This is a genomic window from Piscinibacter defluvii (genome assembly GCF_004011805.1).
Taxonomy (GTDB): Bacteria; Pseudomonadota; Gammaproteobacteria; order Burkholderiales; family Burkholderiaceae_C; genus Piscinibacter; species Piscinibacter defluvii.
Genome location: NZ_RCHJ01000003.1, coordinates 497,304 through 521,746 on the forward strand (window position 1 = coordinate 497,304; position 24,443 = coordinate 521,746).

At 68.6% G+C, this 24,443-nt stretch carries 27 protein-coding genes; 1 reads left to right on the forward strand and 26 read right to left on the reverse strand.

Translation table 11 applies throughout. From position 1 onward, the window contains the following. Positions 1-9: 9 nt before the first annotated feature. The 20 genes from traF (D9C15_RS11810) to D9C15_RS11905 form a co-directional block, all read right to left on the reverse strand. Positions 10-864: a conjugal transfer protein TraF gene (traF, locus tag D9C15_RS11810; protein WP_127997636.1), complete on the reverse strand. Its 855-nt coding sequence runs from the start codon at positions 862-864 to the stop codon at positions 10-12. Positions 865-872: 8 nt separating this feature from the next. After that, the gene (locus D9C15_RS11815; RefSeq protein WP_240668374.1) at positions 873-1,196 is read right to left on the reverse strand and encodes a hypothetical protein; all 324 of its coding nucleotides are present in this window, start codon (positions 1,194-1,196) and stop codon (positions 873-875) included. A 59-nt stretch (positions 1,197-1,255) separates the two neighbouring features. Next, positions 1,256-3,646, reverse strand: a complete 2,391-nt coding sequence (gene traN, locus D9C15_RS11820) for a type-F conjugative transfer system mating-pair stabilization protein TraN (protein ID WP_127997638.1) — start codon at positions 3,644-3,646, stop codon at positions 1,256-1,258. Positions 3,647-3,650: 4 nt separating this feature from the next. Then, the gene (gene trbC, locus D9C15_RS11825; protein WP_205854779.1) at positions 3,651-4,241 is read right to left on the reverse strand and encodes a type-F conjugative transfer system pilin assembly protein TrbC; all 591 of its coding nucleotides are present in this window, start codon (positions 4,239-4,241) and stop codon (positions 3,651-3,653) included. Between the two features lie 40 nt (positions 4,242-4,281). Next, positions 4,282-5,298, reverse strand: coding sequence for a TraU family protein (locus D9C15_RS11830; protein WP_375138783.1), 1,017 nt, complete (start codon positions 5,296-5,298; stop codon positions 4,282-4,284). A gap of 2 nt (positions 5,299-5,300) precedes the next feature. Further along, positions 5,301-5,930: a type-F conjugative transfer system protein TraW gene (traW, locus tag D9C15_RS11835; RefSeq protein WP_127997640.1), complete on the reverse strand. Its 630-nt coding sequence runs from the start codon at positions 5,928-5,930 to the stop codon at positions 5,301-5,303. Then, positions 5,927-6,301, reverse strand: coding sequence for a hypothetical protein (locus D9C15_RS11840; protein ID WP_127997641.1), 375 nt, complete (start codon positions 6,299-6,301; stop codon positions 5,927-5,929). Before D9C15_RS11840 ends, traW begins: the two co-directional genes overlap by 4 nt. A 12-nt stretch (positions 6,302-6,313) precedes the next feature. Beyond that, entirely contained in the window at positions 6,314-6,865 is a 552-nt protein-coding gene (gene traF / locus D9C15_RS11845; RefSeq protein ID WP_127997642.1) for a conjugative transfer signal peptidase TraF, read from the reverse strand. Beyond that, positions 6,862-7,230, reverse strand: a complete 369-nt coding sequence (locus D9C15_RS11850) for a hypothetical protein (protein ID WP_127997643.1) — start codon at positions 7,228-7,230, stop codon at positions 6,862-6,864. The genes traF (D9C15_RS11845) and D9C15_RS11850 overlap by 4 nt, the downstream gene beginning before the upstream one ends. Then, entirely contained in the window at positions 7,227-9,779 is a 2,553-nt protein-coding gene (traC, locus tag D9C15_RS11855; RefSeq protein WP_127997644.1) for a type IV secretion system protein TraC, read from the reverse strand. Before traC ends, D9C15_RS11850 begins: the two co-directional genes overlap by 4 nt. Positions 9,780-9,786: 7 nt before the next feature. Then, positions 9,787-10,383, reverse strand: coding sequence for a TraV family lipoprotein (locus D9C15_RS11860; protein WP_240668375.1), 597 nt, complete (start codon positions 10,381-10,383; stop codon positions 9,787-9,789). Beyond that, positions 10,380-11,192 carry a DsbC family protein gene (locus D9C15_RS11865; RefSeq protein WP_127997645.1) on the reverse strand — a complete coding sequence of 271 codons (813 nt, stop codon included), beginning with the start codon at positions 11,190-11,192 and terminating at the stop codon, positions 10,380-10,382. The genes D9C15_RS11860 and D9C15_RS11865 overlap by 4 nt, the downstream gene beginning before the upstream one ends. Continuing rightward, on the reverse strand, positions 11,179-12,525 hold the full coding sequence (locus tag D9C15_RS11870; RefSeq protein WP_127997646.1) for a TraB/VirB10 family protein: 1,347 nt from the start codon (positions 12,523-12,525) through the stop codon (positions 11,179-11,181). The genes D9C15_RS11865 and D9C15_RS11870 overlap by 14 nt, the downstream gene beginning before the upstream one ends. After that, positions 12,522-13,343 carry a type-F conjugative transfer system secretin TraK gene (locus D9C15_RS11875; protein WP_240668376.1) on the reverse strand — a complete coding sequence of 274 codons (822 nt, stop codon included), beginning with the start codon at positions 13,341-13,343 and terminating at the stop codon, positions 12,522-12,524. Before D9C15_RS11875 ends, D9C15_RS11870 begins: the two co-directional genes overlap by 4 nt. A gap of 31 nt (positions 13,344-13,374) precedes the next feature. Continuing rightward, the gene (gene traE, locus D9C15_RS11880) at positions 13,375-13,941 is read right to left on the reverse strand and encodes a type IV conjugative transfer system protein TraE (RefSeq protein ID WP_127997648.1); all 567 of its coding nucleotides are present in this window, start codon (positions 13,939-13,941) and stop codon (positions 13,375-13,377) included. Positions 13,942-13,960: 19 nt separating this feature from the next. Beyond that, positions 13,961-14,260 (reverse strand): type IV conjugative transfer system protein TraL, encoded by a 300-nt coding sequence (traL, locus tag D9C15_RS11885; protein ID WP_112184186.1) that lies wholly within the window; start codon positions 14,258-14,260, stop codon positions 13,961-13,963. A gap of 40 nt (positions 14,261-14,300) precedes the next feature. Further along, positions 14,301-14,657, reverse strand: coding sequence for a hypothetical protein (locus D9C15_RS11890; protein ID WP_127997649.1), 357 nt, complete (start codon positions 14,655-14,657; stop codon positions 14,301-14,303). Positions 14,658-14,806: 149 nt separating this feature from the next. After that, the gene (locus tag D9C15_RS11895) at positions 14,807-15,517 is read right to left on the reverse strand and encodes an OmpA family protein (protein WP_127997650.1); all 711 of its coding nucleotides are present in this window, start codon (positions 15,515-15,517) and stop codon (positions 14,807-14,809) included. Beyond that, positions 15,514-15,945 (reverse strand): lytic transglycosylase domain-containing protein, encoded by a 432-nt coding sequence (locus D9C15_RS11900; protein WP_127997819.1) that lies wholly within the window; start codon positions 15,943-15,945, stop codon positions 15,514-15,516. Before D9C15_RS11900 ends, D9C15_RS11895 begins: the two co-directional genes overlap by 4 nt. A gap of 241 nt (positions 15,946-16,186) precedes the next feature. Next, entirely contained in the window at positions 16,187-16,681 is a 495-nt protein-coding gene (locus D9C15_RS11905) for a hypothetical protein (protein WP_127997651.1), read from the reverse strand. 316 nt (positions 16,682-16,997) lie between these two features. On the opposite strand from D9C15_RS11905, the gene D9C15_RS11910 reads away from it, so the two are divergent. Beyond that, the gene (locus D9C15_RS11910; protein WP_127997652.1) at positions 16,998-17,783 is read left to right on the forward strand and encodes a hypothetical protein; all 786 of its coding nucleotides are present in this window, start codon (positions 16,998-17,000) and stop codon (positions 17,781-17,783) included. On the opposite strand, the gene D9C15_RS11915 is transcribed toward D9C15_RS11910, so the two are convergent. The 6 genes from D9C15_RS11915 to mobH form a co-directional block, all read right to left on the reverse strand. Continuing rightward, positions 17,724-18,926, reverse strand: coding sequence for a DUF4417 domain-containing protein (locus D9C15_RS11915; RefSeq protein WP_127997653.1), 1,203 nt, complete (start codon positions 18,924-18,926; stop codon positions 17,724-17,726). The genes D9C15_RS11910 and D9C15_RS11915 overlap by 60 nt on opposite strands. 1 nt (position 18,927) lies before the next feature. After that, a complete protein-coding gene (locus D9C15_RS11920; RefSeq protein ID WP_127997654.1) occupies positions 18,928-19,272 on the reverse strand; it encodes a hypothetical protein in 345 nt (114 codons plus the stop codon). Then, positions 19,262-19,834 (reverse strand): hypothetical protein, encoded by a 573-nt coding sequence (locus tag D9C15_RS11925; protein WP_127997655.1) that lies wholly within the window; start codon positions 19,832-19,834, stop codon positions 19,262-19,264. Before D9C15_RS11925 ends, D9C15_RS11920 begins: the two co-directional genes overlap by 11 nt. Before the next feature lie 188 nt (positions 19,835-20,022). Then, on the reverse strand, positions 20,023-20,646 hold the full coding sequence (locus D9C15_RS11930) for an IncC plasmid conjugative DNA transfer DtrJ family protein (RefSeq protein ID WP_127997656.1): 624 nt from the start codon (positions 20,644-20,646) through the stop codon (positions 20,023-20,025). After that, complete coding sequence (traD, locus tag D9C15_RS11935; protein WP_240668377.1) at positions 20,643-22,559, reverse strand: conjugative transfer system coupling protein TraD; 1,917 nt, start codon at positions 22,557-22,559, stop codon at positions 20,643-20,645. The genes D9C15_RS11930 and traD overlap by 4 nt, the downstream gene beginning before the upstream one ends. Then, complete coding sequence (gene mobH, locus D9C15_RS11940) at positions 22,556-24,142, reverse strand: MobH family relaxase (protein ID WP_240668378.1); 1,587 nt, start codon at positions 24,140-24,142, stop codon at positions 22,556-22,558. Before mobH ends, traD begins: the two co-directional genes overlap by 4 nt. Positions 24,143-24,443: the final 301 nt, after the last annotated feature.

The following is a 24,443-nucleotide window of genomic DNA, read 5'->3' on the forward strand; positions in this document are numbered from 1 at the left end:
GGGAACAGATCAGGGCATCCCGAGCTGCCGCACGGCACTGGGCACCATGGCCTCGAAGGCCGGCGCCGCAGCGGCGGAGATGCGCTCGAGCAATTGCGACTCGGACAGCACACCGAAGCCGATGGGCACGATGCGGCCGGTGAAGGGCTGCGCCAGGTAGACGGCGGGCACCTGGGCCACGCGCAGCGCGCTGGCCGCGCCGTTGTCGCGGCGCGCGGATGCGAAGCCCGGCAGCACGCCGCCGTCGAGGCTGACGGCTTCAACACGGATACCGTGACGACCCTGAAACGCTTCGAGCGTTGGCGCGAAGGCGTGGCAGTAGGGGCAGTCGCCGCGGAAGAAGAACAGCAGCACATGGTCGCGACCCAGCTCGGCAATCGAGCGCGAGCGATCACCCATTTGCTGGGCCTCGAAGACTTCCAGCGCCTTGGCGTTGACCGGGCGACCCTGCAGCGTGGGATCGAGCTCCGGCGTGGTCCAGGCGACCCGCTGCGCCACGTCCGCGAAGGTCGAGGCCTGGGCGACGACCTTGGCCTCGAGCTCCATGTAGCGCCGCACGTTGGCCTCGGTCGGCCGCATGACAGCGATGCCGCGCAGATCCTCGACCTGCTGGCGCAGGCGCTCAAGGTCTATGAGCTCAGGCGGCCGGGCGGCTCGACGTGGATCGCGGGCCGTGGCAGGCGGTGCCGCGGGCTTGGGCGGCACGGGCCGAGGTAGCTCGGCTTCGGGCACCGGGTCTTCGTAGAAGTGCCATCCGCGCCACGTGTCGCCCCAGAAACGGGGCGACTCGTTCCCGGCACCGCTCGCTGTCGGTGAAGACAGTACAACCAGCGCGAGCAAGATCAAGCGGCGGATGCCGTGCATCGCACACCTCAGGAAAGCGAGCGCGGCGGCAGCCCGTCGCGGCAGTAGTCGATGCCGAAGTCGATAGTCCGCCGGCGCGGGCCCGGCTCTCCGGGAAGCTGCACACCGTCCTGCCAGAAGCTGACCTTGAGACGACGGCATCCTGGCTGCGCATAGCGGCGCTCCGTGCTCACGTCAATGTTGATCGGCGAGGTGGCCTTGAAACGCGCCTTGATGGCGTCCGCCATCGGTCCCGACAGCACGCCGTGCGCACGCCCATCCGGCGCATCGATGGCCGCCAGCAGCAGCGGGCGTGCGTCGGGTACCGCGAGGCGTTCCTCGGCGGTCGCCATTGACGAAGCCAGGACCATCGCAAGGCCCAGCGGGAGTGCACAACGAGCGTGCTGGCAGCTCACTGACATCTCCCCTGGCCGTAGTAGCAGGTCGGGATGCGCCCGCCACTCTGGCCTTGCAGCGTGGCCACGTTGGGCAGGGTCGGCACCAGCGAGGCATAGAACTCGCTCAAGTCCATCGTTGCAAAGTCGAGCGACTGCAACTGGGCGACCGTGAAGCCAGAGCAGTCCGGGTTCTCCGCGCTGCCCCAGCCCTTGCCGACCTGCGTTCGCCCCTGCTCGTTGACGATGCGGGCCAGCATGCTGTTGAAGCAGCATTTGCGCGTGGTGTGCGTGATGCACGAGACGCAGGAGCCGAAGACGCGGATGCAGGAGGAGCAGTAGGTGCCGACGGCGTGGCACAAGCCGGCACCTTCCTTCATCGCGAGCTTGCCTTCCTCCTCGTCGCAGGAGGATGCCGACATCACGACGTAGATGATCACGGCGATGACCAGCGACCAGGGATCGAAAGCCACGACCAGGCTCTGGCCGGAGTACACCGCCACAGACCCCGCGGGCAATGCAGCGCCGTTGACGGCCACCGTGACGCCGTAGGTGGTGAACGTGCCGCTGAAGCCGCCGCCCATGAGCAGGGCCGACATGCCCTGGTAGATGAACTGGCGGTTCTCCGCGTTCATCAGCACGTCGTAGACCAGCCGCGAGCCGGTGCCGAAGAGGCTCTGGTTGGTCATGCCGGCGCCGGCGTTGTCGGCGTAGCAGCAGTTCTTCAGCAGCCGGTCGCGGCAGCGGTTGTCCTCGCCCTTGAAGACCTGCATGCGGTCGGTGTCGAGGTAGACGCCGGCTTCGCGCGCAGCCTCGAGCATCGACATGCTGCGCGCGAAGTCGGGGTCGTTCGCGTGGCTGATGTCGTAGCAGTTGCCCTGCAGGCAGAAGACGTTCGACGGACAGTTGCTGGCGCTGGTCACCGTCTGCGCCGGCACCGGGCAGCTGTAGCTGTCCTCGTACACCTCGCAGGCACCGGTGACGGGGTTGCTGCGCCGGCAGACCGAACCCGATGGCGAGCAGCCGGCGGCGACCAGCGGCCCGCACTGGCTGCCCGGCGCGGTGCCGCTGCAGTTCATCGTGCTCTCGTACTGCCAGCAGTCGCGGGTCACCGATGAGCCGTCGATCACCTTCGTCGCCGGGCCATCGGTGCACACGTCCGCGGTCTGCACCGTGCAGCGGCTGCCGTCGGCGACGGCGGGGCACTGGTCGTCCCAGCGGTCGGTTTCGGTGATGGTGGTGCGGGGGCGGGTGTACGACAGCCGCATCGTCGGGATCGGACCGTAGGCCAGGTTCGGATCCCAGCCGGCGACGCTGCGCTCGCCGTCGAGGTTCCAGTAGTAGCCGGGCAGGCTGCCCGTCACGTCGTAACCGACAAGTGCCGTGGCGCCACCGGCCGGCGCATAGCAGCGCGTGCCGTCGAGCGCCGTCGTCGTGCAGCCGCTGTCGCCCTGGCAGGCGGTGTCCTGGATCAGGTCGCCGCTTTGCGTGCCGGCCGGGCAGGCCGCATAGCGTTTCAGGAAGGGCGCGATGGTGCTGCAGCTGTCGCTGGAGTCGCCGCTGCCGGTGCAGATCGCGGCTCGCTCGGCGGCGATCATGGCCGTCAGGGTGCAGGTATCGCCGGCGCAGGCCTTGTCGGCAACCCAGACGCCTGAGCGCGCCGCGCCGAAGTTCCAGGCGTAGCGGGTCCCCAGCACCGCGACCCTCTGCGGGAACACCACCGGTGTCGTCATGTCGACTTCGAAGAAGGCCAGCGGCGCTGCGTCCTGCGTGACGCGGAAGTGCTGTGCCGTCTCCGGGCGGTCGGGCAGGCACTGCACGTCCAGACCGGTGCGGCCCACGTCGGCGCGGGCGAACCAGTCACCGGGCGTGCAGTTGGTGTTGCGTTCGATGCCGACGGTGAGACTGCGCGTGCAGCCGTAGCTGCCGATGCCTTCGTAGCGCAGGCAACTGCGTGTCTGTGTGCCAGCGGGGACCGCCGTCGTCGTGGTCGCGCAGCCGCTGTAGTACGACGCCAGGTTCTCGAGCACGCTGGACGGCGAGCGGGCAATGCCGTGGGCCGCGGACACGGAGGGATCGCCGGGATCGATGGCCGGCCGTGGCAGGTTCGCCGACCCCATCGCGCCACGCTGCGCTTGGCACACCGTGTCGTTCGGCAAGGTCGCGCAGAGCGACAGCCGCGCGCTGCCTTGGGACGACAGGTTGGGCTGCCGGTAGTACGCGGACTCGGGCGGTGCTGCGGTGTAACCCGGCACGACGCTGGTGGCGCTGGGCGCATTGACGGTGGCGCGGGCGGTCTGGTTGGCGGCCTGGCCTGCCGCGACACCTTCCTCGTGCGGGCCGGCTGGCGCCGTCACCGGGGTCACAGCCACGCAGAACGCGGTGAAGCAGGCGATCAGCTTGCGCATGGCGTCACTTCCGGCGGCCGAGGCGGGCCAGAAAGCGGCCGGCGTCCTTCGCGAAGGCCGGCGCTGAACGTTGGAAGTGATCCAGCGCGTAGTCGAGGCTGACATCGCCCGCCGCTAAGACGTGGTCGTCGGACCGCGTACATTGCTCGCCGCTGCAGGCGGCGTCCTGCCCGCCCGCCCGGGCGAGCACGAACGCCGGCACGCGCTGGATCGCATAGCGGTCGAAGGCCCGCGGATCGATCTGGACGGCCACTGGACGTGTGCCGATCAGTTGCTGGATGCGCGCCGCGGTGCGTGGCAGCGAGCCTTCGGACAGTCCGCGCAGCAGCAACTGCGCGCGAGCGCGTGTTGCTTGATCCACCAACCGCGCCAGCGTGGCCTCGGGCATGGACAGGCTGATGAAGACGATCAGGCGCGGCTCGTCGGCGCCTGGTAGCGTGGACGCGCCTGTCGCGGTAGCGAATCCCCGCGCCAGTGCGTCCAGATCCACCGAGGTCTGCGTGGCCGGCGTCGGCAAGGCGTCGATCCGCGGCATCACCTTGGCGGGAGGAAGGCCGACGGGGGCTTGCGCGCGCACCGCCGCAGCGGTGCACAAGAGGCCGACTGCGGCGCCAAGTCCAGCGAGGCAACGGAGTTCAGTAGCCCACACAGCAGTTCCTCTTGCGGAACAACATGAAGGCGAAGTCCTCGCCGCGCACCGGGTACTCCTTGCCGGCGCCCCAGACGATGGTGCTGCGGCCGAAGGGCTGGCAGCAGCGTCCGCCGTCCTTCGCCGTGTTGGTCACCGGGTAGGTCAGCTGGGTCTTGTAGGCGGTCTTGTCCATCGCCGGTAGGAAGTAGGGGCCGCAGAGGCCCGCCCTGCCATGCCAGCCCCAGGCCAGCAGTTCGCGGTGCATCTTGGCGGTCAGGCGCTGGGCGATCAGCGCCGCCGTGCGCACGCCGCCGAGGTGGTAGGGCACGTGGCCGTCGAGCGGGTAGAGGCCGCCCTGGCAGCCTGCACACCAGAACATCTCGGCGATGCCGAAGCCTGCGGTCGCCGCGACGCAGTCGGCCGCGCAGGCCGCCACGGCCACCGGGTTGGCGAACAGCACCGCCTCGGGGTTGAGGATCAGCGTCAGTTCGTCGTCGTTCCACAGCGGGTCGACTTCGGTGAGGTAGGCGAGGTCGAACGAGCCACGTTCCAGGCACGGAAAGTCCGTCACGACCTCCAGCCAGTACAGCACCGGGTTCATGTAGAAGTGCGCCTGGTAGAAGCTGCCACCGTCACCGTCGCCCTCCGGCCGCGTGAAGCGCGCGGCAGTCGGCGCATCGATGCCGGGGTCCAGGTCGACGCCGCCGAGCGACGCCAGACAGAAGGGCTTGCGGACTGCCTCGACATGGCGTGCCGGCTCCCAGAAACCGATCGACAGGCCGACGGTCGGGTTCACGCCGCAACTGCAGACGGGGCTGGACGGATTGGCGATGTCTTCCTGCCCGTCGAGATTGGCCAGCGTGGTGCCGCCCAGTGTGATCGGCAGGATGCAGCTCCAGCAGATGTCGGTGATGGGGTTCGGGAACCGACCCGTGCAGGTCAGGCTGTCGCCGGCCAGCGCGGTGCCGGTCGCGAGCGTGGCGGCCAGTACCGCGGCCCATGCGCGCAGGTATCGGCCGATACTCATGGCAGCCCCAGTTCGTCGATGCGCAGGCGCAGTCCGTCCTGCGACACCAGCGCCGGCACCTGGCGGATGCCGAAGCGGCGGGTCAGGGTGCCGGCCTGGTCGTAGTACACGGGCACGCGCCAGGCCTTCATCAGGTCGAGGTAGGAGCCTCCCGTCAGGATCGGCTTGATGCGGCCCGCGTAGCGTCCGCTCAGCTCGCGGGCGTGTTTCACCTGCCGCGGGTCGCGGGCGTCGAAGAACAGCAGGTGGCGCGACAGCGACACCACCTCCAGCGGGTTCTTGCGTGTGCCCGCCGCGAACATCAGGCGGCCCTGCGAGTCGGTGATGTTGCGGTCGAGCGTGAAACTCGGGTCGACGTAGAAGGTGCGCGGGCGCTCGGTGGTGCGCAGGCCTTCGACGGGCGGCGGCTGGCGCACGGTGTCGATGCCGCGGGCCCGTGCCGCCTCCGCGAGCCGCTGCAACTCGCCGCTGCGCTCCTTCTCGCGCAGCCGCTGCTCGATGAAGGCCAGCAAGTGCGGCTCGGCGATCTCATAGGTCGGCCCGAGGGTGCCGAGATCGACTGCGCTGGCCCTGCCGCCGACGGCCAGCAAGGCCGCGACCAACAACGGCGCGGCGGCCCGGCTCATCGGGTACCCCGCGTGCAATCGATCAGGGCCGCGAGGCTGGCGAGCGCCGCGGCGTCGCGCAGATGGCTCGCCCGGATCATGCCCATCAGCACCGGGTTGCCGTCCCCCACCGCCATCGCCACGCGCAGCTCCGCGGTCGTCAACGAACGGCCGCAGCGCTGCAACCAGGCCTGCCGGTATGCACGGGCACCGTCGTGGGCGGCCGGCGCGATGCGCGCAAGCAGTGCCAGATAGTCCTCGATCGGCATCTCGCTGGTGCCGGGAGCACCCGGCTGCGCCGGCGAGGTCTGCGCGCGCACAGGGCCGGGACCAGCCGCGGCAAGAACAAGCAGGGCCAACAGGGTGCCGGCAAGGTGTCGAGCGTGTTGCATCGCCGTGCCTCGTCAGAACAGCGGGATCACGGTGCCGAGCACCTGGTCCGCGCGCACGAGGCCGCTGGCCCGGTAGCGCGAGTCGAAGGAGTCGGGGCTGGTGCCCTGCACGTAGTAGTGGCCGGCTGGAATCACGGCGGCCAGGATCGGCTCGAGCGCTTGCCGGTCGTGGGTATGGGTCTTGGCCTGGCCGACGACCTCGCCGTTGATCGCGACCACGCGCCCTTCGACGGTGATGTGATCGCCGGGCAGGCCGCGCACGATCTTGAAGAAGGGCTGGCCGCGCAGCCCCGGATAACGCGCCTGGGCTTCGCCGTCGAAGGCGAACACCACGTAGTCGCCGCGCTTGAGCGCGTTCGTCCCGTACTGCAGCAGCGCCACTCGGCAGGGCAGGCTCGGTGTCCAGTTGAAGAGCACCGGCAGGCGCGGCGTGGGGTCGATGAACAGGCGCGTGTAGGCGAAGCCCCAGATCGCGAAGACCGGCAGGTACAGGTACCAGCGCTGGCGCAGGTGGGCGCCGAAATCGCGGGTGCTGGCTCGGAGGCGGTCAATGCGGTGGGTCATGGCGCCTCCACCTTGCGGCGCAGATGCGCCGTCAAGTCCACGGTCCGCGGTGCAGGCGCCGCGACGGCGGTCTTCAGAACCACCAGGCAGCCGCAGTCACGCGGCAGTTCCTCCAGCGCAAGCGGCAGGCGCTGCGCAAAGCTGCGCGCCATGCGCATTGCCTGCTCGCGCTCGCCCTCGCTTGCGGCGCGCGTCAGGATCAGCGTGAACTCGGCTTCCTTCTGACGGTAGACCTCGGCCACATCGACCACGCCGATCAGCTGCGACGGTCGGACCACGACGCGGTCGTAGGCGGCCAGCGTGCCGAGCACGATTGCGCAGGCCATGCCCGCGTTCAGCAGCGCAGACTTCAGGCCCGGGCTCATGACACATGACCCCGGCGACGCACCAGCTCCGCGATCGCCTCGTCGATCGACAGGCCCTGGGCACGCAGTTCGTCGATCGGTGCGTTGTCTTCGAGCTTGTTGGAGAAGAGCAGGTGGGTCGCCGGATCGAGGATGTTGCGCGCCACGCCTTCGCCAACGGGCGACGAGATGTAGACCTCGGAGAACACGCCCGGCTCGGTGCGCAGCGAGTTCAGCAGCCGCTTCTTCGGCTCGTCCATCGACAGCCGGCCCTGGCGGTCGAGCATCTCGATCGACTCGGGCTTCTGGCGCAGCAGGAAGACCCAGTCGGAGCAGTTGAAGGCCGCTTCCATCTGCGCCGAGCCGTAGTAGTCGTCGGCGCTCTGCGTGGCGGTGCCGAGCGAACCGCCGTACTTGCGGGCGCGGCGCGCGGCCTCCTCGACGACAGCGGCCTTGACCGGATCGTCGGCGCCGATGTCGCCCAGTTGCTGCTTCAACTCGTCGATGAACAGCACCTTGCGCCGGTTGCGCGTCAGGTACATCTCGCCGGTGATCTGGTGCAGCAGCAGGATGTTGACCACCGCATGCAGGTCGGGCCGGCGCTTGAGTTCCTCATTCTCGATGACGACGAAGTCGTTCTCGAAGTCGATGCTGTTGCGGCCCTCGAAGAAGCGCTCGTACTGGCCGCCCCGTGCATAGGGGTTCAGCATGATCGCCAGGTCCTTGATGCGCGGGTCCTCGCGCACGCCCAGCTCCTCGATCGTGCCGGCCTTGAAGGCGTCGCGCAGTGCGGTGACGGTCAGATCGTTGCCGTGCGCGCGGAAGAGCTTGAGCACCATCGCCGAGATGGCCTTGTACTGAACCTCGTCCAGCGGCCGCGACATCGAGGCCATCTTCGAGATGGCCGGCACCAGCATGTCGATGTCCTCGTTGATGTCGACGATGTGAGTGAAAGGGTTCAGGCAGATGGCGACATCGGGCTTGAACTCGATGTAGGTGCCCTTGGCCTTGCGGCACAGTTTCTCGAACGAGCGGCCCAGGTCCAGCATCCAGACCTTGGCGTCTATGGCGCGGTAGGACCAGGCCATCTCGTTCATCAGCACCGACTTGCCCGAGCCCGGCGCGCCGATGATCGCGAAGTTGTAGTTGCCGAGGTCGTTGTCGAAGATGTCAAGCGTCATCAGCTGGCCGCGCCGGCCGCCAAACACGAGCGCCGGCGTGCGCGTGCCGCGCCACTCGGCGATCAGCGGCGCGAGGTGGATGGCATTGGCCATCGTTTTGCGCGAGACGCGGCGCATCTTGGCCAGGTCGCGGTGGAAGCGCTCGGACAGCGTCATCGGCAGGCTGGCCAGCAGCGCCTGCCGGTGCATGTAGACATCCGCGTTGAGCTGGAACCCACGGCCGCGCCAGATCGCGTTCGCCGTCTCCTGCGCGGCGACCGACTTGCCCGGTGGCGAGAAGATCGCGAGCTGGTGGTACAGGCTCACCAAGTTGCTGCCGACGTCGATCGCGTTGGCCGCGGCAGTCCAGTCCTGCAGCTTCTTGCCCACGTCGGGCATCACCTCGGCCATCTTGCTGCGTGCGTTCTGCGTCGCACGCACATGGTTTGCGGTGACCACCGACTTGGTGACGTTCGGATCGAGCACGTGCACGCCCATCGTCAGCAGGAAGGGCGCGCTGTACTGCAGCGCCGGCTGCATCAGGTCGCCGATCAGCGAGCCCATCTGCCAGAGCGCGAAGCGTTCGGGGAAGGACTTGATCGAGTAGAAGCGCGCTTCGAGGCGGTGTTCGCTGCCTTCCTTCCACAAGGTCAGGCCGCCGGGCTGCGGGTCCTGGATGGTGTCGAAGTCGACGATCTGGTCGCGGATCTCGCGGCCGTCGTCGTAGTGCAGGTTCGGGGCGTCAGCCTGCGAGATGCGATCGGGGTTCGTGAACAGCGCGCACCAGTTGATCAGGTCGGCGGCGTCGCACACGCGGTTCGGCAGCGAGGCCGAGCGCAGTGTCGAAGCCATCGACTCGCGCAGCGCCACCAGTTCGTCGCGGCGGTTCAGCTGGCCGGCATCGCCCGGCAGCGCGACGCTCATCATCAGCCGGAAGTCGCGGATCGTGTAGTGGAAGCCCGACGTCAGCGACCGCTGGGCGCCGCCGAGCAGATGGCCGACACGCTGGCGCGCCAGACGGTGGAAGAGGTTGTCGTTGCGCGCGGGCCGGCCCCAGTGTTTGGCCTTCTCGGCCTGGTCGCTGTCCTCGACGCGCAGATTGGCGTAGCGACATAGCTGCTCGCGAATGTGCGGCGAGGCGAACAGGTGAAACTGAACCCCGGTACCCGGCGGGCAGGTCGCGTAGAGCGACACCAGCACCTCGGCCATGCGTTCGTCGGCGCCGGACTGCGGCATCAGCTCCAGCAGGAAGCCGAGGCCGTCGCGGTTGACGAACAGCTTCTCGTCGGTCAGATAGGCCGAGTAGGGCAGCCAGGCGGCGAACTGTTCGGCGGGCGAGTCGGCTTCGGCACCGAAGGGCAGCCAGTTCGCGAGGCCAGCGCGTTCGACATGGGGGAGGCGGGCGTTCATCGTGGCCTCAGTCGGGGTTGTCGCCACTGGCCGGTGCGGCGGGCCGCGTTGGCAGACCAGGGATCAACTGGTCGAGACCGGGCGGACGCTGGACACCCGCGGCGGGTGCTCGGGGTGCGGGGTCCGCGGCTGCGCGTCCGGCGGGTGCACGCACGGGTGCGTAGGCTTCGCGGATCGCTCGCTGGGCGGGGTCGACGAGCCAACGGCCGCCATCGACCTGCACGTACACATAGCCCTGGTCGTAGAGATCGCGGTCGGCGTCCTCCCAGGGCTTGAACCACAGCCGCAGGATGCGCGGTGCGGAGCGCAACGGGAGCACCTGCGCGGCGTCGGCCGGTGCGTTGCGCGCGGTCGGTGTGCTTGCTGCCGACGCAGGGGGTGCCAAGTCGGGCGCAGCGGCCGGCGTCGCGCGAGCCCGCTGCGCCGGCAGGTTGTTCGCCACCGCGTTGGCATAGGTCCCGGACACGGACTGGCAGGTCACGCCGTCCGGTGCCTTGCAGGCGTAGCTGGAGTTGCCGCTCAGGCCGGACAGGCTCATGCAGCCTGCGAGCGACACCACGCCGCCGAGCAGGGCCACCAGGCGACTCATGTGGTGGGCATTCATGGCCTGGCCTCGGGCGCCGTGCGGGCCAGCCGGTCCTCGATCACCGGCCGGGTGACGAAGCCTTCGGTGCGCGTCCCGTCGGCCCAGAACAGGGTCGGCGTTCCATTGACGCCCAACTGGCGGGCGAGTGCGAGGTTGCGGTCGATCGGGTGCTCGCAGGAGGACGCTGTTGTCGCAGTTGGCGCAACGCCGTCGTGCATCGCCTGTCGCCATGCCTGTGCACGGTCCGCCGCGCACCAGATCGAGACCGGTCGCGCCATGCCCTGGAAGGGCAGAAGGAAGGTGTGGATCGTGACGTCGTCGAGGCCATCGAGTTCGGGTTCGAGCCGGCGGCAGAAGCTGCAGCCGGGGTCGCTGAAGACTGCGAGCTGGCGGCGGCCGTTGCCGCGCACCGTCGTGATCGCGTCCGCGACGGGCAGCGAACCGAATGCGATGGTTGCCGCCGATGGGATCGCGGCCGTCGCCGGCTCGGCACGCGCGGCGGCCAGCAGGCGCGGCCCGGTCAGGTCGGTCATCGTGCGCGTGTCGAAGAGGCGACCGAAGATGAAGTAGCGCGGGTCGCGCGCGGCCACGAAGGCGACGTTGCCGTTCATCCAGACCTCGTAGACGCCGGGCACGGGCGAACGCGCGACCTCGGTGAAGCGCGTGCCGGGATGGGCCTTGCGCAGCACGCCGAGCAGTCGGGACTCGTCGGCATTCGGGCCGGCCGCTACCGCCGCGGCCAGCGGCGACAGCAGCGCGATGCACAGCGTGGCGAGTGCCGCGGGCCGCGTCAGCGGCCTGCAGCGGAGCGGATCAGTAGGAGCCATCGTCGTCGGCCTCCGTGCTGCGAGTGGTTGAAGAAGGGTTCGCGCTGGCGCGCTGCTCGGAGCCGGGCGGCGGCAGGTCGATGCGCACGCCCTTGGTGATGACGACGTCGATCTCGCGGCCGGCATCGACCTCGATCACCGGAAACGTGTTCTCGGCGAGCTTGATGTAGTACTGCGCCAGCCGGTCGAGCGCGCGCCCGACGCCAGTGCCCAGGCCGGCGCGGTAGGCGTCGGCGCCCGAGGCGGTGGCGATCGTGCCCAGCGCCGAGGTGCTGTAGCTGGTCGACGAGGTGGCCAGCCCCTGGCCGATGCCGCTGACCACACCGGCCAGCAGCGCGTTGGCCAGCATCTGCCCCTGCTTGGTGACCAGGCGGCCACGCATGCCGACCTTGCCGTCTTCGCCGTACACGCTGCCCTGGATGCGTACTTCCAGCGCCGCGCCGTCGGCGCGCACGCAGGAGAGGTTCTCGGTGCGCAGGTAGGCGCGTTCGGAACTGATGTCGCCATAGCCCGCCGCGATCACGAAGCAGTCGCGGTACTCGCCGCGGAAGCGATTCGGCAGCACCGAGTTGTCCGAGAGGCGGATCAGCACCGGATGCGGGTTGGATTGCGACTGGCCGCCGGTGGGCGCGTCCAGACCGCCGAGCAGCGTGCCACGCGTGAAGCTCACGGGCAGGAAAGTCGACAGCGTGCGGGCGTCCGAGGCTGCGAGCGTCGGCGCGCTGGTGGCAGCGCGGTCGGCCACCGCGATGCGCATCAGGACTGGTGCGGCTGGCGCCTGAAGCGGCAGCGCCGTAGACAGCGGCGCCGGCGGCACGCCGGGTGGCATCGCTGGTACCGCCCCTGCAGCCCCGCGTGGTGCGGGCGGCGGTGGTGGCAGCGCCGAGGGCGGCGGGAGAGTCGGCACGGGTGCCGGATTTGGAGCGGGCACCGGCCCGGGCGCCTGGACCGCCTGCGTGGTCGCAGTCAGCCGCTGCTCGAGTTCGGCGAAGCGCTGCATCGTGCGCGCCTCGAAGGCCTGGCGGTCCTTGTTCAGCCGGCCTTGTTCTTCGCGCTCGCTCTCGTACTGCGCGAGCTTGCTGCCGGCCGTACCGACCCACTGGTCCACCGGGTTGACCTGCTGACCCGGCGGCATCACGCCGATGTTGGTGACCGCGCCCGGCGTGCCGCCGCTGGCCTTGCCGGCCTGGCTCGAGGGCGCGCTCTCGGCGAAGGCGAAGACCAGCCACAGCAGGCCCACGCCGCCCAGCAGGATGGCGCCGAGCATGGCGTACTGACGCTGCCGCGGCGTCAGGCGCTCAACCAGCGAGCGCATCGGTACGGGCAGGTTCATCGCTCGCCTCCACGGCGGATCACGTAGACGCTGGTGCTCTCGCCGGGCCGCAGCTGGTGGTGCTCGACCGCGACGCCGAGCACCTGGCCGCCGGCCTTGCTGTCGGGGCGGTCGAACTCCTGTTCGGCGAGCACCATCACGACCCCGCTGACGTTCTGCAGCAGGTACTTCTCGCCGGTCAGGCCGCGGCCTTCGTAGCGGCGCATCAGCGCAAAGCGCGCCTCGGCCCACAGTTGCACCGGCCGGTTGAGTTCGTCCACGCGCACGTCCGGTGGCACGCGGTCCGACGCCATCGCGACCAGCAACGCCTTCATGGCGCGCACGTGCTGGGCCGAGGGGCTGGACGGGCCGGACGATGCGCGGCCATCGACCGGCACGGGCGGGACGCTGCGGTCGCGGATCAGGATGGTGTCGGCCGGCGTGTCGGCCCGGCGCAGGATCAGCGTGAAGGTCGCGTGGGCCGACGAGATGAACAGGTTCACCGGCTTCCCCGCGGCGGCGCCATCGCCGGCAGTGGCGACTGGCCGCACGTAGATCTCACCCTTGTCGCGGTCGCACTCGACGACGATCTCGCCGGCAGGGTTGACCGCCGGTGAAAGAGGCGCCACCGGCGAGCCGGGCGACCCGGATGCACCAGCCGCCGCACCGCCGCAGGAACTGGAGTGGATGTTGCCGAAGACATCGGTGATCGGCGCACCCTCGATGCGGATGCGCGTCGGCTCCTTGACCGACAGGATGGCTTCCACCGCCACGCCGTCGCGCGCATCGACGATCTGCAGCGCGTGGCTTGCCGAAGTGCAAGCCAACGCGATCAGCACGGCCGCAACGGGTCGAGGCGCGCCTGTGAGGCTACGAGGCCGCATGGGGAAGCTCCTTGAAGGTCTTGAGATGCACGCGGCCGCCGGCGTAGCTGAACTCCACCAGGTAGGCCTTCAGGTCGTTCGCGGTCTCGACGCCGTTGACGAGCGTGCGCAGCCGGCCGCGCACCACCACCGACTGGCCTTCCTCGCTGGGCACGAGCTGCTGCGGGGCGAACGAGGTGCTCGCGTTGATGCGCTTGAGGCGCCCCGCCTCGAGTTCCTGCCGGGTCTTCAGGCCGCCGTGCTGCTCGGGTTCGACGTAGCCGAGCAGGATGTCCTTCTTCCAGTCGATGGAGGCCGGTGTCACGTCGAGCACCAGCCAGGCGACGAAGCTGCCCATCTGTTCCAGGTACTCGCCGCTGGCCTTGTCGCGCGTGACCCAGAAGGACTTGTTGATCGACGGCGGCACGACCACCGTGCGCACGGCACCGATCAGGTTCAGCACCACGGCCAGCGCGAGCACATGGCCGGCTGCCAGCAGGCCGACGGCCGCGCCGAGCGTGCGGTTGCGGCGCCGCAGCTCCTTCAGGTCGCCACTGAGCCGTTCGAAGTCCATGGTGGGCGCGCTCCGGGTCTCAGCCGACCATGCGGCGGATGTGCGAAGGCGGCGTGGCGCGCATCGCGGTCAGCGGGCTGGTCGGCAGGTGCCAGTAGAGCCAATGGATCGCGAAGGCCGGGTGCTTGTCGGCCTTGATGCGGGCGATCCAGCGCGAGGTGAACAGCCCCGCGGCGAAGCACAGCGCGAACGAGAGCTTCGAGCCCGACATGTAGCCCATGAACAGGCCCAGCAGCGCGGGCGCGGCGACGTCGACGTCCCAGAAGCCGATCTTCCACTGGTCGTCGAGACGCCGTGGGATGTAGGTGTCGGCGTGCATGGAGCCTCCGGGCGGTGCGTGCAGCAGGCTTCGCGGCGGCTCAGACAACCGCGCCCATGATGGCGCCGGCGATGACCAAGCCGACGGCGGCGAAGATGGCCAGGCCGACGTAGAACAGCACCGGCCCGAAGTTGCGCAGCGCCGCCAGCGAGATCAGCGCGACGACGAAGCCCACGAAGCCGACCAGCGCCTTGATGCCGGGGCCGAGGCTCGCGATGGCGGTAAGCGCGGAAGTCAGCGGGCCGGTGATGCCGGTGAAGGCGACCAGGTCGAGCGCGTGGCCGGGGAATGCGATGCCCAGGCCGAGTGCGATCAGGCACAACAGGACGGCGATGGTCCACGGCCGGCGTGGGGCGCGGCGGGTGAGCGTGGGAGCGGCAAGAGTGGTGGTGGTCATGGAAACCTCATTGGTTGAGCGTGGAGAGATGAACTCGGGTTGGGGGGTTGTCGTGACGGCACGTGGGTGCGTCCACTGCGGGGGCGGTGCACGGCAGTTGGACCAGCGCCATGCGGGCCTGACCGCGCCGGAGGAACTGGCCCTCCGGCTCACAACTCACCTCCGTCGCGCTCGAGGGTGACCTCGACACGCCGGTTGGCTGCCCGACCCGAAGCGTTGCCGTTGGTGGCGGCGTAGCAGCACGCACCTTGGGACTGCACGCGCACTTCGGCGCCGGCAAGCAGGCGCGAGTGGCGCGCCGTCAGGTAGCGCTGCACCGCCTCGGCGCGGGCTTGTGCGAGAGCCTGGTTTGATGCAGGGGGCCCGATGCTGTCGGTACGCCCTGCGATCAACACACGGCGAATCGGCAGCGGCTGTGTGGCCGCGAGATCGAGGGCGTCACGCCCCGCGGTGTCGAGGTCCGATCGACCGAAGCCGAAGTGCACGACGACCTTCAGCGGCGACGGGTCTTCGATCGCCTCGGACGCCGAAGCTTGCGGTGGCCTGTGCGAGACCGTCGGCGTCAGCGTCAACGCGTCCTGCGCGCGCTGCGCAGGCGAAGGCGACGGTTCCACGGCGACGGGGGTCGATGCGGGCGCAGGGAGCGACTTGGCGCTGGGCCGCGGGCAGGCTGGCGGCTGGCACAGCGCGAAGCGGGCGTCGCCCCCGAAGCCGGACTGCGCGATGCGTGCTGCGCCCAAGCCAGGCGCCGCAGGTGCCGGTGACATCGACGGGTTTGGCCCAGCCAGTTCAATCGAACTGCAGGCGGCCGCGCCGAACGCAATCCACGCCAGCAGCGTGCGAATGGCAGGGCGCTTCATGGCCTGACCCCCTCGGCCACCGGCAGCTTGCGGAAGACCTGCCAGGCATAGCGCGACCGAGCTTCGGTGCACCGTGCGCCCTTCAGCTGCGAGCAGGCGGCGTTGTAGGCTCCAACCCCGTTCCACGTCGCGCCATGGCGCGAGAACGTGTCCGCGAGCAGCCAGGCGCCGACCTGAATGTTGGTGCAGGGGTCGAACAGGTGCGCTTCTGCGATGCCGTGGCGGGCCAGCCGCGGCAGGTGCGAGCTGTTGATCTGCATGAGGCCAATGTCGTAGGAGCCGGTGCGCGCGACGTGGGACCGATTGACCGCGCGCGGATTCAAGTTCGACTCGACGCGGGCAATCGCATAGAGCAGTTCGGCAGCGACGCCGTACCGCTGCGCCGCCTGCTCCCAGCACGCCTGCGCCGGCTGGACCCCGAGCGCCATGAGCCAAAGCGCAGCCCACCGCACGACGCCCGCCACAGCCGACCGCGAGGCGGACGAGGCGCAAGGCAGCGGGGTGGGCAGAGTGGCGAACATCACAGCTCCGAAGACGGGTCGGCACGCTCGCTGGCCAGCAGGCCGCGAGGCAAGGCTGGCGATGCCAGCGAGGGTCGGGTTCGGGTGGGCCGGCTTCGGGGCCGGCAGGGTGCTCAGCGCTTCGGCGCATTCGCGCGCGAGGCGCGCATCACCCGGGGCGTGGCAGTCGCCATCGGGACGAGCGATCGGCCATGTTCAGCCGGGCCTGGCGCAGCACGCGCGTGTCGGCGTCGTCGATTTGCCGTGCGAGGGCGACGCAGGCGGTGGTCAGCTGGTCGAGCTGGAACTTGGGGTTCGGGTGCCGGTTGGCCGGCGAGCGCTGCACGGCCTGCAGCAGTTCGTACTGCGGGCGCCACATCGACTCGCGGCGGCGCGGCGTTTTCGGCGCGCGCAGCACGAGTTGGGTGCCGAGGAAGCCGAAGATGCGACCGGGTGCATCGTCCGCCTCGAAGACCAGCGACACGCAGGCGCTGATCAGGTCCGGGAAGCGGAAGGTGGGCGAGGTGTTGTCGTCGCTGCGCAGCAGGCCGTACAGCCACTCGTGCTCGTCGAGGAAGAGCCGCGTCTCGACCGTATCCGGGTGCTCGCCGGGCGAGCTGCCGAGGGCACTGGGGTCGGGGGCGTTGTGCGAAGCGGTGATCATGGGCGCATCCCTGGGTCATCGACTGCGGGCGGTGCTCTTTGGAGCGGGTGACCGGAAGGGTAGGCAGGGTGCAGTGCCAGCGCCGGGCTGAATGCAGCGAATGAGAGGGGGGTTTCGAGGTCAACGGCGGGGCCGCCAATGCGTGCGATGGATGACCACCAAACCGAACTCCCAATTCAGTTCGGTAGAGTTCCTGCAAGATCGACCAAGCTGGCCGGCGCATGACAAAGCCCGCTCGTCAGCGCCTCGCGCGGAGCCCCACGATCGGCGTGGCGGGCTGCACCACGGATGAAGAGCGACACAGGGAGGCTGGCTCGTGCAGGAACATCAGGAGGCCGTTAGCTTCCAGCAGCGGTTCGCGCGATCGGACGACATCGCGGCGGTGCTCGCCGGTCAGTTCGATCAGTCGGTGAGGGTCGACGCGTCAGGTATCGCTCTTGGAGCCTTGCTCGAACTGCTGATGTTGAAGCGAAGCTCGCGCCGCGCGGTCACGGTTGCCGACGCCTCTAGCCGAGGCCGATTGTTGCGCCGGCTGCTGAGGTCGTCGCAGCCTTGCCTCAGCGAGGCCTCAAGGGGCGTGCTGCATATGCATTCGGGGCATGACTCCGACGCTGCAACAAATGACTTTGCCGACACCTTCCGTGCGCAATTGGTGTCAGCAGGTGTGGTGACCACGGCTGCACTGCGCTTGTCGGGGGCGCTGCACGAACTGTTGACCAACGTGGAAGAGCATGCGGGCGATGGTGTCGACGGACTCGGTGCCTTCGAGATACTTGGCCGCGAGGCCTGGATGGTGGTGGCCGACAGCGGCCGGGGCGTGCTCGGTGGCTACCAGGCATCGCAGCTCGCCGACAAGCCTGCCGACGCGGAGCAGGCGCTGAAGTGGGCGGTGATCGACCATCGATCGCGCACCGGTGACGCTGCCCGAGGGACAGGATTTCAGACTGTGATCCAGTCGGTGCGCTCGCTGGATGGCTGCGTACGCGTGCGCAGCGACGACGCTAGCCTCGAGCTGGAGCAGGAGGCCGACCGATCGCGCTTACTACTGCGTGAACAAGGCAAGCTGCGGGGATTCGTCGTCAGCGTCTTGCTGCGGTGGTAGGGAGTTGAAGTCCAGTCGCGCCTGCGGATCCGGTACTGCCGGAGCACGAGGCTCGGTGGCGGCCAGGCGCAGCGTGTGGATGTTGTGGCGCAGCAGGGCTCTGGCCTCCCGGCTGGTACTGGTGTGCACGGGAAGGTATGCGATCTTGCCGTTCTCGTTCAGGTAAGCACGTCGGCGTTTCGTCGACCGCATATAGGCGGTCGAATCGATGAAGACGACCTGCTTGTAGGCTGAGCGCAGCGCGCGCGCTGCCTCCGCGTTCCCACGAACCACGAGCGTCAGGTCCCGTCCGACCGCCGCGGCGAGGCCAGCCAGGCGCTCGCAGTATTGGTCGATGCTCTGCTTGGTGGCCGTGCCAGTCAGGAATTCGAATGCGATGGCCTTCACGGCGGGCTGCAGTCGAATGAACTCCGCCCACCGAACAAAGTCGTGATCGGTGCGGCCGTTGACATGCAGCGCCGTGCACAGCCCGCCTTGGGTCATGTGGTACCAGACCCATGCGATGCGTTTCATCGCGTGCAGGTTGTCGTGTCGCGGGCTGTCGAGAATCGTGCTGAAGTCCGGCGACGTGGCAAAGATGGCGCCGGCGTGAACGAGTTGGCGGGCAATGCGGCTGATGTCGGGCAGAGGCCAGATGCGCTCGACGGCGGGATCTTCCTGCACGCCGGACAGCACCCATCCGTGGCGGGGCCGGACGCCATAACTCTCCCCCAGTTCCTGGCGAGTGCGTCCGCGCGTCGCATGGCCTCGGCCCTTGAGAGCGTAGGTGAGCGGCAGGGCCAGGCAATCGTCCAGCGCCGCGGCACGCCGGCCGAGCAGGTTGCCTTGCAGCAGCGGAATCCAGTCCGGCAAGCGCGGAAGCTCGACTGTGCGGGCGGTCGGAATCGTGTTCAGGCCCCAGCCATCGACTTCGCGATGCCGCGCGACGTAGTCCTCCGGCTTGCGCGGGCAGACGATGTCGCACTGGCTGGTGTCTTCGCACGTGCAGTACGACATGCAGGAGACCAGCAGCGACCCTGTATTGCGAAGGTGAAGACCACCGCAGACCTTGCGGTCGATGCAGCTGCCACACCCCAGCAACGGCTGGCCCGGCCCGACGTCCTTGAACGTCGGTGCGAATCGGATGGCGTCGGCGGCCAGCAAGTCAGCGCTCCACGACGAGGTCGACGCAGCTGGCTGCTTCCAGCTGTGACCGAACCTGAGCCACGGCCAGGCCCGCACCGCGCTGCAAGTCCTGCAGCAGCTCGGGTTTCGGGTGATTCACTTGGCCAATGCACTCGTTCTGATCTCGGACCATGACGGTGCCGTTGAGGAGTTGCAGCATCAGCTTGCTTCCCACTGCCGGCATGCCCCCGCGCACCGAGGCGCGGCAACCCATTTCCTGACCCGGCGCGAGCGCGACGAGCATGTCCTGTTCACCGGCCCGCAATTGGCGGTTCCAACCTTTGGCGCGGCCTTCGCGCTGTTTGCGCAAGAACTCATTTCCCATACGACATGCCCTTCACGACAGCGGAGTAGTACTTGGTCTTTCCGAGCTTGCGCTCGGTGAGCAGGCCCATGCGGGTCAACGCCACGAGCCGGTTGTTCCAGGCGGTCGTGACGGTGTCCTCGCCGGAGGCGTCGCTCACCGCTTTGGCATCCGCCTCGCCGAGCTTGAGTACCAAGCCGAAGGTGGTTTCCAACTTGGCGTCTAACGGGCCGCGGGCCACGACGTTGGAGATCGTCAAACCCTCGAGCTTGCAGAAGAGCAGCACGCTGCCCGCTTGGGCCGCCGCGATCAGCCCTTCTTCGCAGGTCACCTCGTTGACGTTGGCGAGCAGGCAGGCTCGGCCGTCGTCGGCCGCCCAGCGGACAATCGACAAGACGGCCTCGCGGAAGGCGCTCGCCGTGATCAGCTCAATGCCGTCGAAGGCCAGGACCCACGGGATTTCCAACGTTGCGGTCGCGGTCTGGAGCTTGGCAGCCGCCGCGCGACCCGCCGCCGCTCCGGCCAGCGTCTTGGCTCCGACAGTGGCGCGGAGCGACAGGATGTTTCGTTCACTCACTTGCATGAGTGAGAATGTACGAGCAAACCAGCTGGTGCGCAAGCCCCCCGACTTCAGTCGGCCTCGTTCCGAGGCATGCGAGGGCAGAGTCGACTGTCGGGATCGGGCGCGAGACGGGGCCCTACCGTCGCAGGTCGGCCATCACGGCGAGGTGAAGCGGCAAAGACAGTCCCCGGCTATTGCTGGCCGGGCGATCAGGCTCGCAGATGGAAGCTGGCCAGCGCCCAGCTGAGCAGCAAGACAACAACGAGCGGTGCGACTGCCCAGGCAACGATCGGCAGCTCGATCGGAGCCAGCAGCGCAACGGCGGTCGCGCAGGCGACGGCAATGGCGGCCGCCAGAGCCAAGGCGAAGACCTCCGGGTCGTGCTGCCGAAACTCGCGGGCCTTCAGCAGCCGCGATACGTGGCCGTCGGCAAACGCGGCCGCGAAGAAGGGAAGGAGCCACGGGAGGGCGTGACTCATCATGCCGAGCCTGAACATTGCCAAGAGGAACAGGGCTTCAACGGATCGGAAGTAGGCGTTGCCAAACAGCCGAGCGCTGACGGACGACATCTCGTGCGCAACCGCGGTATCGAGCGGGCCGCCAGGCGCACTTGCAGCGGCATGCGGCGAAGGAGCGACTCGCCGAGCCGAGTCTTGCAGCCCGAGTGCGAAGTCGAGCATGTGTGAAGCGGCCTGCTGATTCCATAGCTGAGCGGCGGCGGCGTGCTCTTTGCGTAGCTGCGCGAAGAACTCTTCAGGCGGGTACGCGGAAGGCAGGTACAGCGCCATCGCCAGTAGGGCGACCAGGCAAGCGATCGCAGCAGCACGGATCATCGCGACGCACCGGATGCGATAGCTGCGTTGCCAGCGGCATCCGGATCCAGGATCGGAAACCGCCCCTTGATGATCCGCCCGCCCGACACGGACGCGAAGTACTGCAGGTTCGGCAACTTGCCCAGCACGTCGGCCGGTACCATCTCCTCGAAGCTCTCTGTGAGCTGCGTGGAGTAGCTCGACGAGAAGTCGCCCAAGTGCGCGTCGGCGCCGCTGCTAAGGCCTACACGCACGGTGTGGATGGCGGTCTTGCCGAAGGTCTCAACCACGAAGTCCTGCGTCGGCCGGTCTTTCGAGCGCAGCGCGATCAGGTTGTTGAGGTTGCCCAGCGCCATACGTGCCGCATCCTCGCTGCCCAGGCGCTTGGCCAAGTCGGCCAGCGTCTGCATGGCGCAGGTAGTGAAGATGCCGCCCTCGGCGCCCTTGTTGAGGATCTCGATCAAGGGCTGGTTGATCACGTTCGAGACCTCGTCGACGAACAGCGAGATGCGCCGGTAGCCGCCGAGGTTGTAGCGCATGCCGGCACGCGCGGCGAGGTCGGCCAGGGCCAGCGCACCGATGGCCGTGGCCACCGAAGGATCGGGCAGCGAATCCAGGCACATGTAGAGCACGTGGCCGGCGCGCTCGATCTTCTCGAAGTTCATGATCGGGCGCGTGTCGTCGGCGTCGAACGGGTCCGGCGACAGGCTCGGGCCGAGGTCGCCCGAGGTGAGCATGGACAGCACGGGCAGCAGGTTGGCGGTGATCTTCTGGTAGTGCTCGCGGTTGTGGCGGAAGGTGCGCACCTGCGCATCCAGCACCTTGTTGCGCTGCAACTGCGCGACGTGGTGCTCGTAGTAGGCGACGAAGGCCAGCAGGTCGGCGCTGGCCGCTTCGGACGGGCGCTTGAGGTTGCCGCGGTGCGCGTCGTGCAGCAGTTTCTTCATCTCCGGCAGTTCGCGCCAGTTGGCGCCCAGGGTGCGCTCGTAGTGGCGGCGCAGCGTGCCTTCGAGCACCGGCTCGATGCCGCCCTCGATGTACTTGGTCAGCTTCACCAGGTTGGGCCGCTCCTCGAGTTCGATCAGGCCCTGCACGACGACGTTGACCGCGTCCCAGCCGAAGGCCGAGAAAGCGCCAGCCGTGTCGGGCGGCATGATCGACTGGATGCGCGAAGCGATCTCGGTCGGCTTCTGCCAGTTGAAGGTGAAGTCCAGCCGCACGCCGGTCTCGGGGAAGGCGGGGTGGAACTCCAGGAAGGTGTCGGGCGCACGCCAGTCTTCGCAGGCGCGCTGCGTCACGCGCTTCAACCGACGGCTGTTCTTCGGGTCGATGACGATCACCACGTCACCCCGCCGCACCGCCTGTGTGATGAGGTTGGCCAGCGCCACGCCTTTGCCGGACTGCGTGGTGCCGACGAGCAGCGTGCCGCCCTCGAAGTTCTGCAGCGGCCGGTGCAGCGGCACTTCCTTCGGTTCGACGCCATGGATGTAGGGCAGGCCGATCTCTGCGTCGGGCTGCGGGTGGCTGTCATAGCCCAGCCAGGCCAGCAGGCGCGGTGAGACGGTGAACTGCCGGTAGTCCACCTTCGCCAGCTCGTACAGGCGCTGGGCGTGGACAGGGCGCCAGTCGAAGCCGAAGCCGAGGAACACCTGGTCGGGCTGTTTGCACCACCGTGCCAGCTCGGCCGTGGTGATGGTCTGCACGCCGCGCCCGCCGAGCGAGGCGCGCAGCACCAGTGTGCGCAGGGCTTGAGCACCACGGAAGACGCCCCAGACGAAGCAGCAGAGCGCCAGCGGCAGCGCCAGGCGGCGTGGCAAATACCCGAGGACACCGACCGTTGCAAAAAATGCTGTTGCTAGCAGCCAGGTTGCCGCGGCGTAGGCTTCGTAGGCCGGCCGCCAGGGCATTTCGTACTGGCGGACCAGCATGCTCATGCCTGCGGCGATTTCGGGATCGCAAAGGTGGCCAGGTCGAGGCCGGTAACGAAACGCGGATCGACGATCAGGCCTACGGTGATGGCGCCGCCGAAGTCCCGCGATGTGGTCGGTGGCCGATTAGCATCGGCGTGGACCAGCATGCGCAGATCGCCCAACGCGCGCATCGCGAGTGCAGGCTGCAGGCCGCGGCGTTCCAACTCGGCGAGTGGCACGAAGATGCCGGTCGCTACCGTGCACGCGGCCGCGGTGCGCGCGTCGCCGTTCAGCGTGGCCACGATGGAGCCCAGCGCGTCGCGCACGGCGGGGTTCAAGCGCATGGGAGCCTTCAGCGCGATCGGGGCGGCGGCGGCTTCTTCGACTGCGGGCGGGGCTCTCGTCGGTGCGTTCGACGGCGGCGATACGGCTGCTGCAATGTCTGGGGCGACGGCTTCGAGCAGCGACAACTGGCCCCGCGGTGATGGCGGCGGTGCCGGCGCAGCCGCGGCGGCCACCGCTCTTGTCGGCTCGAGACTCGTCACCAGCGTGCCGTCGAGCGCATGCGGGCTGGCCTCCGGGCCGGACCAGAGGATTGCCGCAGAGGTCAGCTTGATGGCGTCCAACGGGGCCTTGGCGCCGGGCGGCTGGATCAGCCACATGTTGTGAGAGCCGTCGCGGGGCTCGGCGACACCCGCAGCGAGTAGCAGATCGAGGACGGTATCGGCTGATTTCGGTATGCCGGGCAACTGATCCGCCTCTAGCAAGGCCTGTGCGTCGGCAGCGCATTGCGGCCAGAGCAGGAACAGGCCGTCGCTGCCGTACCAGACGCGCGACTTCTCGCGGTTGGGTACCCAGGCCGACTCGGCCGAGGCCAGACGACGCAGCGCATCCACCAGATAGCGTTCAAGGTGCGAGCCGAACTGCGGCAATCCGTAGCGGTCGGCGCTGGCCTTGAGGTTACGGTCAATGACCAGGGCGAGCGAGCGGCGAACCAGGCTATCGAGCACATTGGGCTCGCGATACACCGGCAGGCCGCCGACGCTGGCAAGCAGGTGCGGAACGATGACCGTGTTGCCGGCGCTGAGGTTCTGAAGCACGGCGGGCTGCACGACGTGAGGCAGCGCGAATAGCCCAAGGCCGCGGGCCTCCGGTGCTTGAGCGCGCCAACGCACGAAGTAGCGCTCGACACGGTGCTCCGCGAGCCAGGTGGCCAAGGGCGTGAGGTAGGCGGGCCATTCATTGCCGTCGGTATCGACGACGATCAACGACGCCAAGGCCCGATGCAGTTCACAGCACAAGCCGCCGATGAAGGTGGCGTGCCGCCAGCGCGGCTCGAGCTGACGGCGCGTGGTGATGGTGGATTGGCCGGAAAAGATGTGCGCGTCCGTGCCCTGGAGGGCATAGAAAGCCACTTCCAGCCCCAGTTGCAGAAGGCCGCCAGGCCGACGGAAGTAGTTGTCGGGCGTGGCGGGGAGCAGGTGAACGTAGCCAGCGTAGGCTTCGATCAGCGCCAACGCGTCCCGCGCGAAGGTCTCTTGGTCCACGCCGAAGCACAGGCGGATGCGGGCGAGCAGGTTGTCGTGGTCGGCGAGGATGTCGCTCACGGCTGCACAGACGAACCCCGGATCCGCCGATGGATAGGGTTGTCCAGATGACTCGGCGCGTGGCGATGGGGCGAGGCCATGCATGGCCGCACTTTCCAGGGTGAAACCAAGCAACGCGACCTTGAAAAGTCAGCAGGATCGAGGGGTTTCGGCGTTGTCTCGATGGATCAACTCGTAGGGTGGCACCGCTGCGACGGCATGGTGTGCTCAGCGCGGCTTACTGGCGCCGCGAACCTGAGTGCCAGGTCAAGACTGATAGCAAGCATTCGTTGTTGGATCTGCGAACGACGGCTGCAACCGA

Bases quoted from the DNA above. Each gene is read 5' to 3' on its own strand.
- D9C15_RS11900 (WP_127997819.1), bottom strand. From the start codon at position 15,945: ATGGCGCTCGGGGTCCAGCCGGCGCAGGCGTGCTGGGAGCAGGCGGCG.
- traF (WP_127997642.1), bottom strand. From the start codon at position 6,865: ATGACCCACCGCATTGACCGCCTCCGAGCCAGCACCCGCGATTTCGGC.
- D9C15_RS11870 (WP_127997646.1), bottom strand. From the start codon at position 12,525: ATGAACCTGCCCGTACCGATGCGCTCGCTGGTTGAGCGCCTGACGCCG.
- traN (WP_127997638.1), bottom strand. From the start codon at position 3,646: ATGCGCAAGCTGATCGCCTGCTTCACCGCGTTCTGCGTGGCTGTGACC.
- traE (WP_127997648.1), bottom strand. From the start codon at position 13,941: ATGGACTTCGAACGGCTCAGTGGCGACCTGAAGGAGCTGCGGCGCCGC.
- D9C15_RS11905 (WP_127997651.1), bottom strand. From the start codon at position 16,681: ATGATCACCGCTTCGCACAACGCCCCCGACCCCAGTGCCCTCGGCAGC.
- traC (WP_127997644.1), bottom strand. From the start codon at position 9,779: ATGAACGCCCGCCTCCCCCATGTCGAACGCGCTGGCCTCGCGAACTGG.
- D9C15_RS11850 (WP_127997643.1), bottom strand. From the start codon at position 7,230: ATGAGCCCGGGCCTGAAGTCTGCGCTGCTGAACGCGGGCATGGCCTGC.
- traD (WP_240668377.1), bottom strand. From the start codon at position 22,559: ATGAGCATGCTGGTCCGCCAGTACGAAATGCCCTGGCGGCCGGCCTAC.
- D9C15_RS11930 (WP_127997656.1), bottom strand. From the start codon at position 20,646: ATGATCCGTGCTGCTGCGATCGCTTGCCTGGTCGCCCTACTGGCGATG.
- D9C15_RS11840 (WP_127997641.1), bottom strand. From the start codon at position 6,301: ATGCAACACGCTCGACACCTTGCCGGCACCCTGTTGGCCCTGCTTGTT.
- D9C15_RS11920 (WP_127997654.1), bottom strand. From the start codon at position 19,272: ATGGGAAATGAGTTCTTGCGCAAACAGCGCGAAGGCCGCGCCAAAGGT.
- D9C15_RS11925 (WP_127997655.1), bottom strand. From the start codon at position 19,834: ATGCAAGTGAGTGAACGAAACATCCTGTCGCTCCGCGCCACTGTCGGA.
- D9C15_RS11895 (WP_127997650.1), bottom strand. From the start codon at position 15,517: ATGAAGCGCCCTGCCATTCGCACGCTGCTGGCGTGGATTGCGTTCGGC.
- D9C15_RS11815 (WP_240668374.1), bottom strand. From the start codon at position 1,196: ATGGCGACCGCCGAGGAACGCCTCGCGGTACCCGACGCACGCCCGCTG.
- D9C15_RS11865 (WP_127997645.1), bottom strand. From the start codon at position 11,192: ATGGCTCCTACTGATCCGCTCCGCTGCAGGCCGCTGACGCGGCCCGCG.
- traL (WP_112184186.1), bottom strand. From the start codon at position 14,260: ATGCACGCCGACACCTACATCCCACGGCGTCTCGACGACCAGTGGAAG.
- D9C15_RS11860 (WP_240668375.1), bottom strand. From the start codon at position 10,383: ATGAATGCCCACCACATGAGTCGCCTGGTGGCCCTGCTCGGCGGCGTG.
- traW (WP_127997640.1), bottom strand. From the start codon at position 5,930: ATGAGCCGGGCCGCCGCGCCGTTGTTGGTCGCGGCCTTGCTGGCCGTC.
- traF (WP_127997636.1), bottom strand. From the start codon at position 864: ATGCACGGCATCCGCCGCTTGATCTTGCTCGCGCTGGTTGTACTGTCT.
- D9C15_RS11890 (WP_127997649.1), bottom strand. From the start codon at position 14,657: ATGACCACCACCACTCTTGCCGCTCCCACGCTCACCCGCCGCGCCCCA.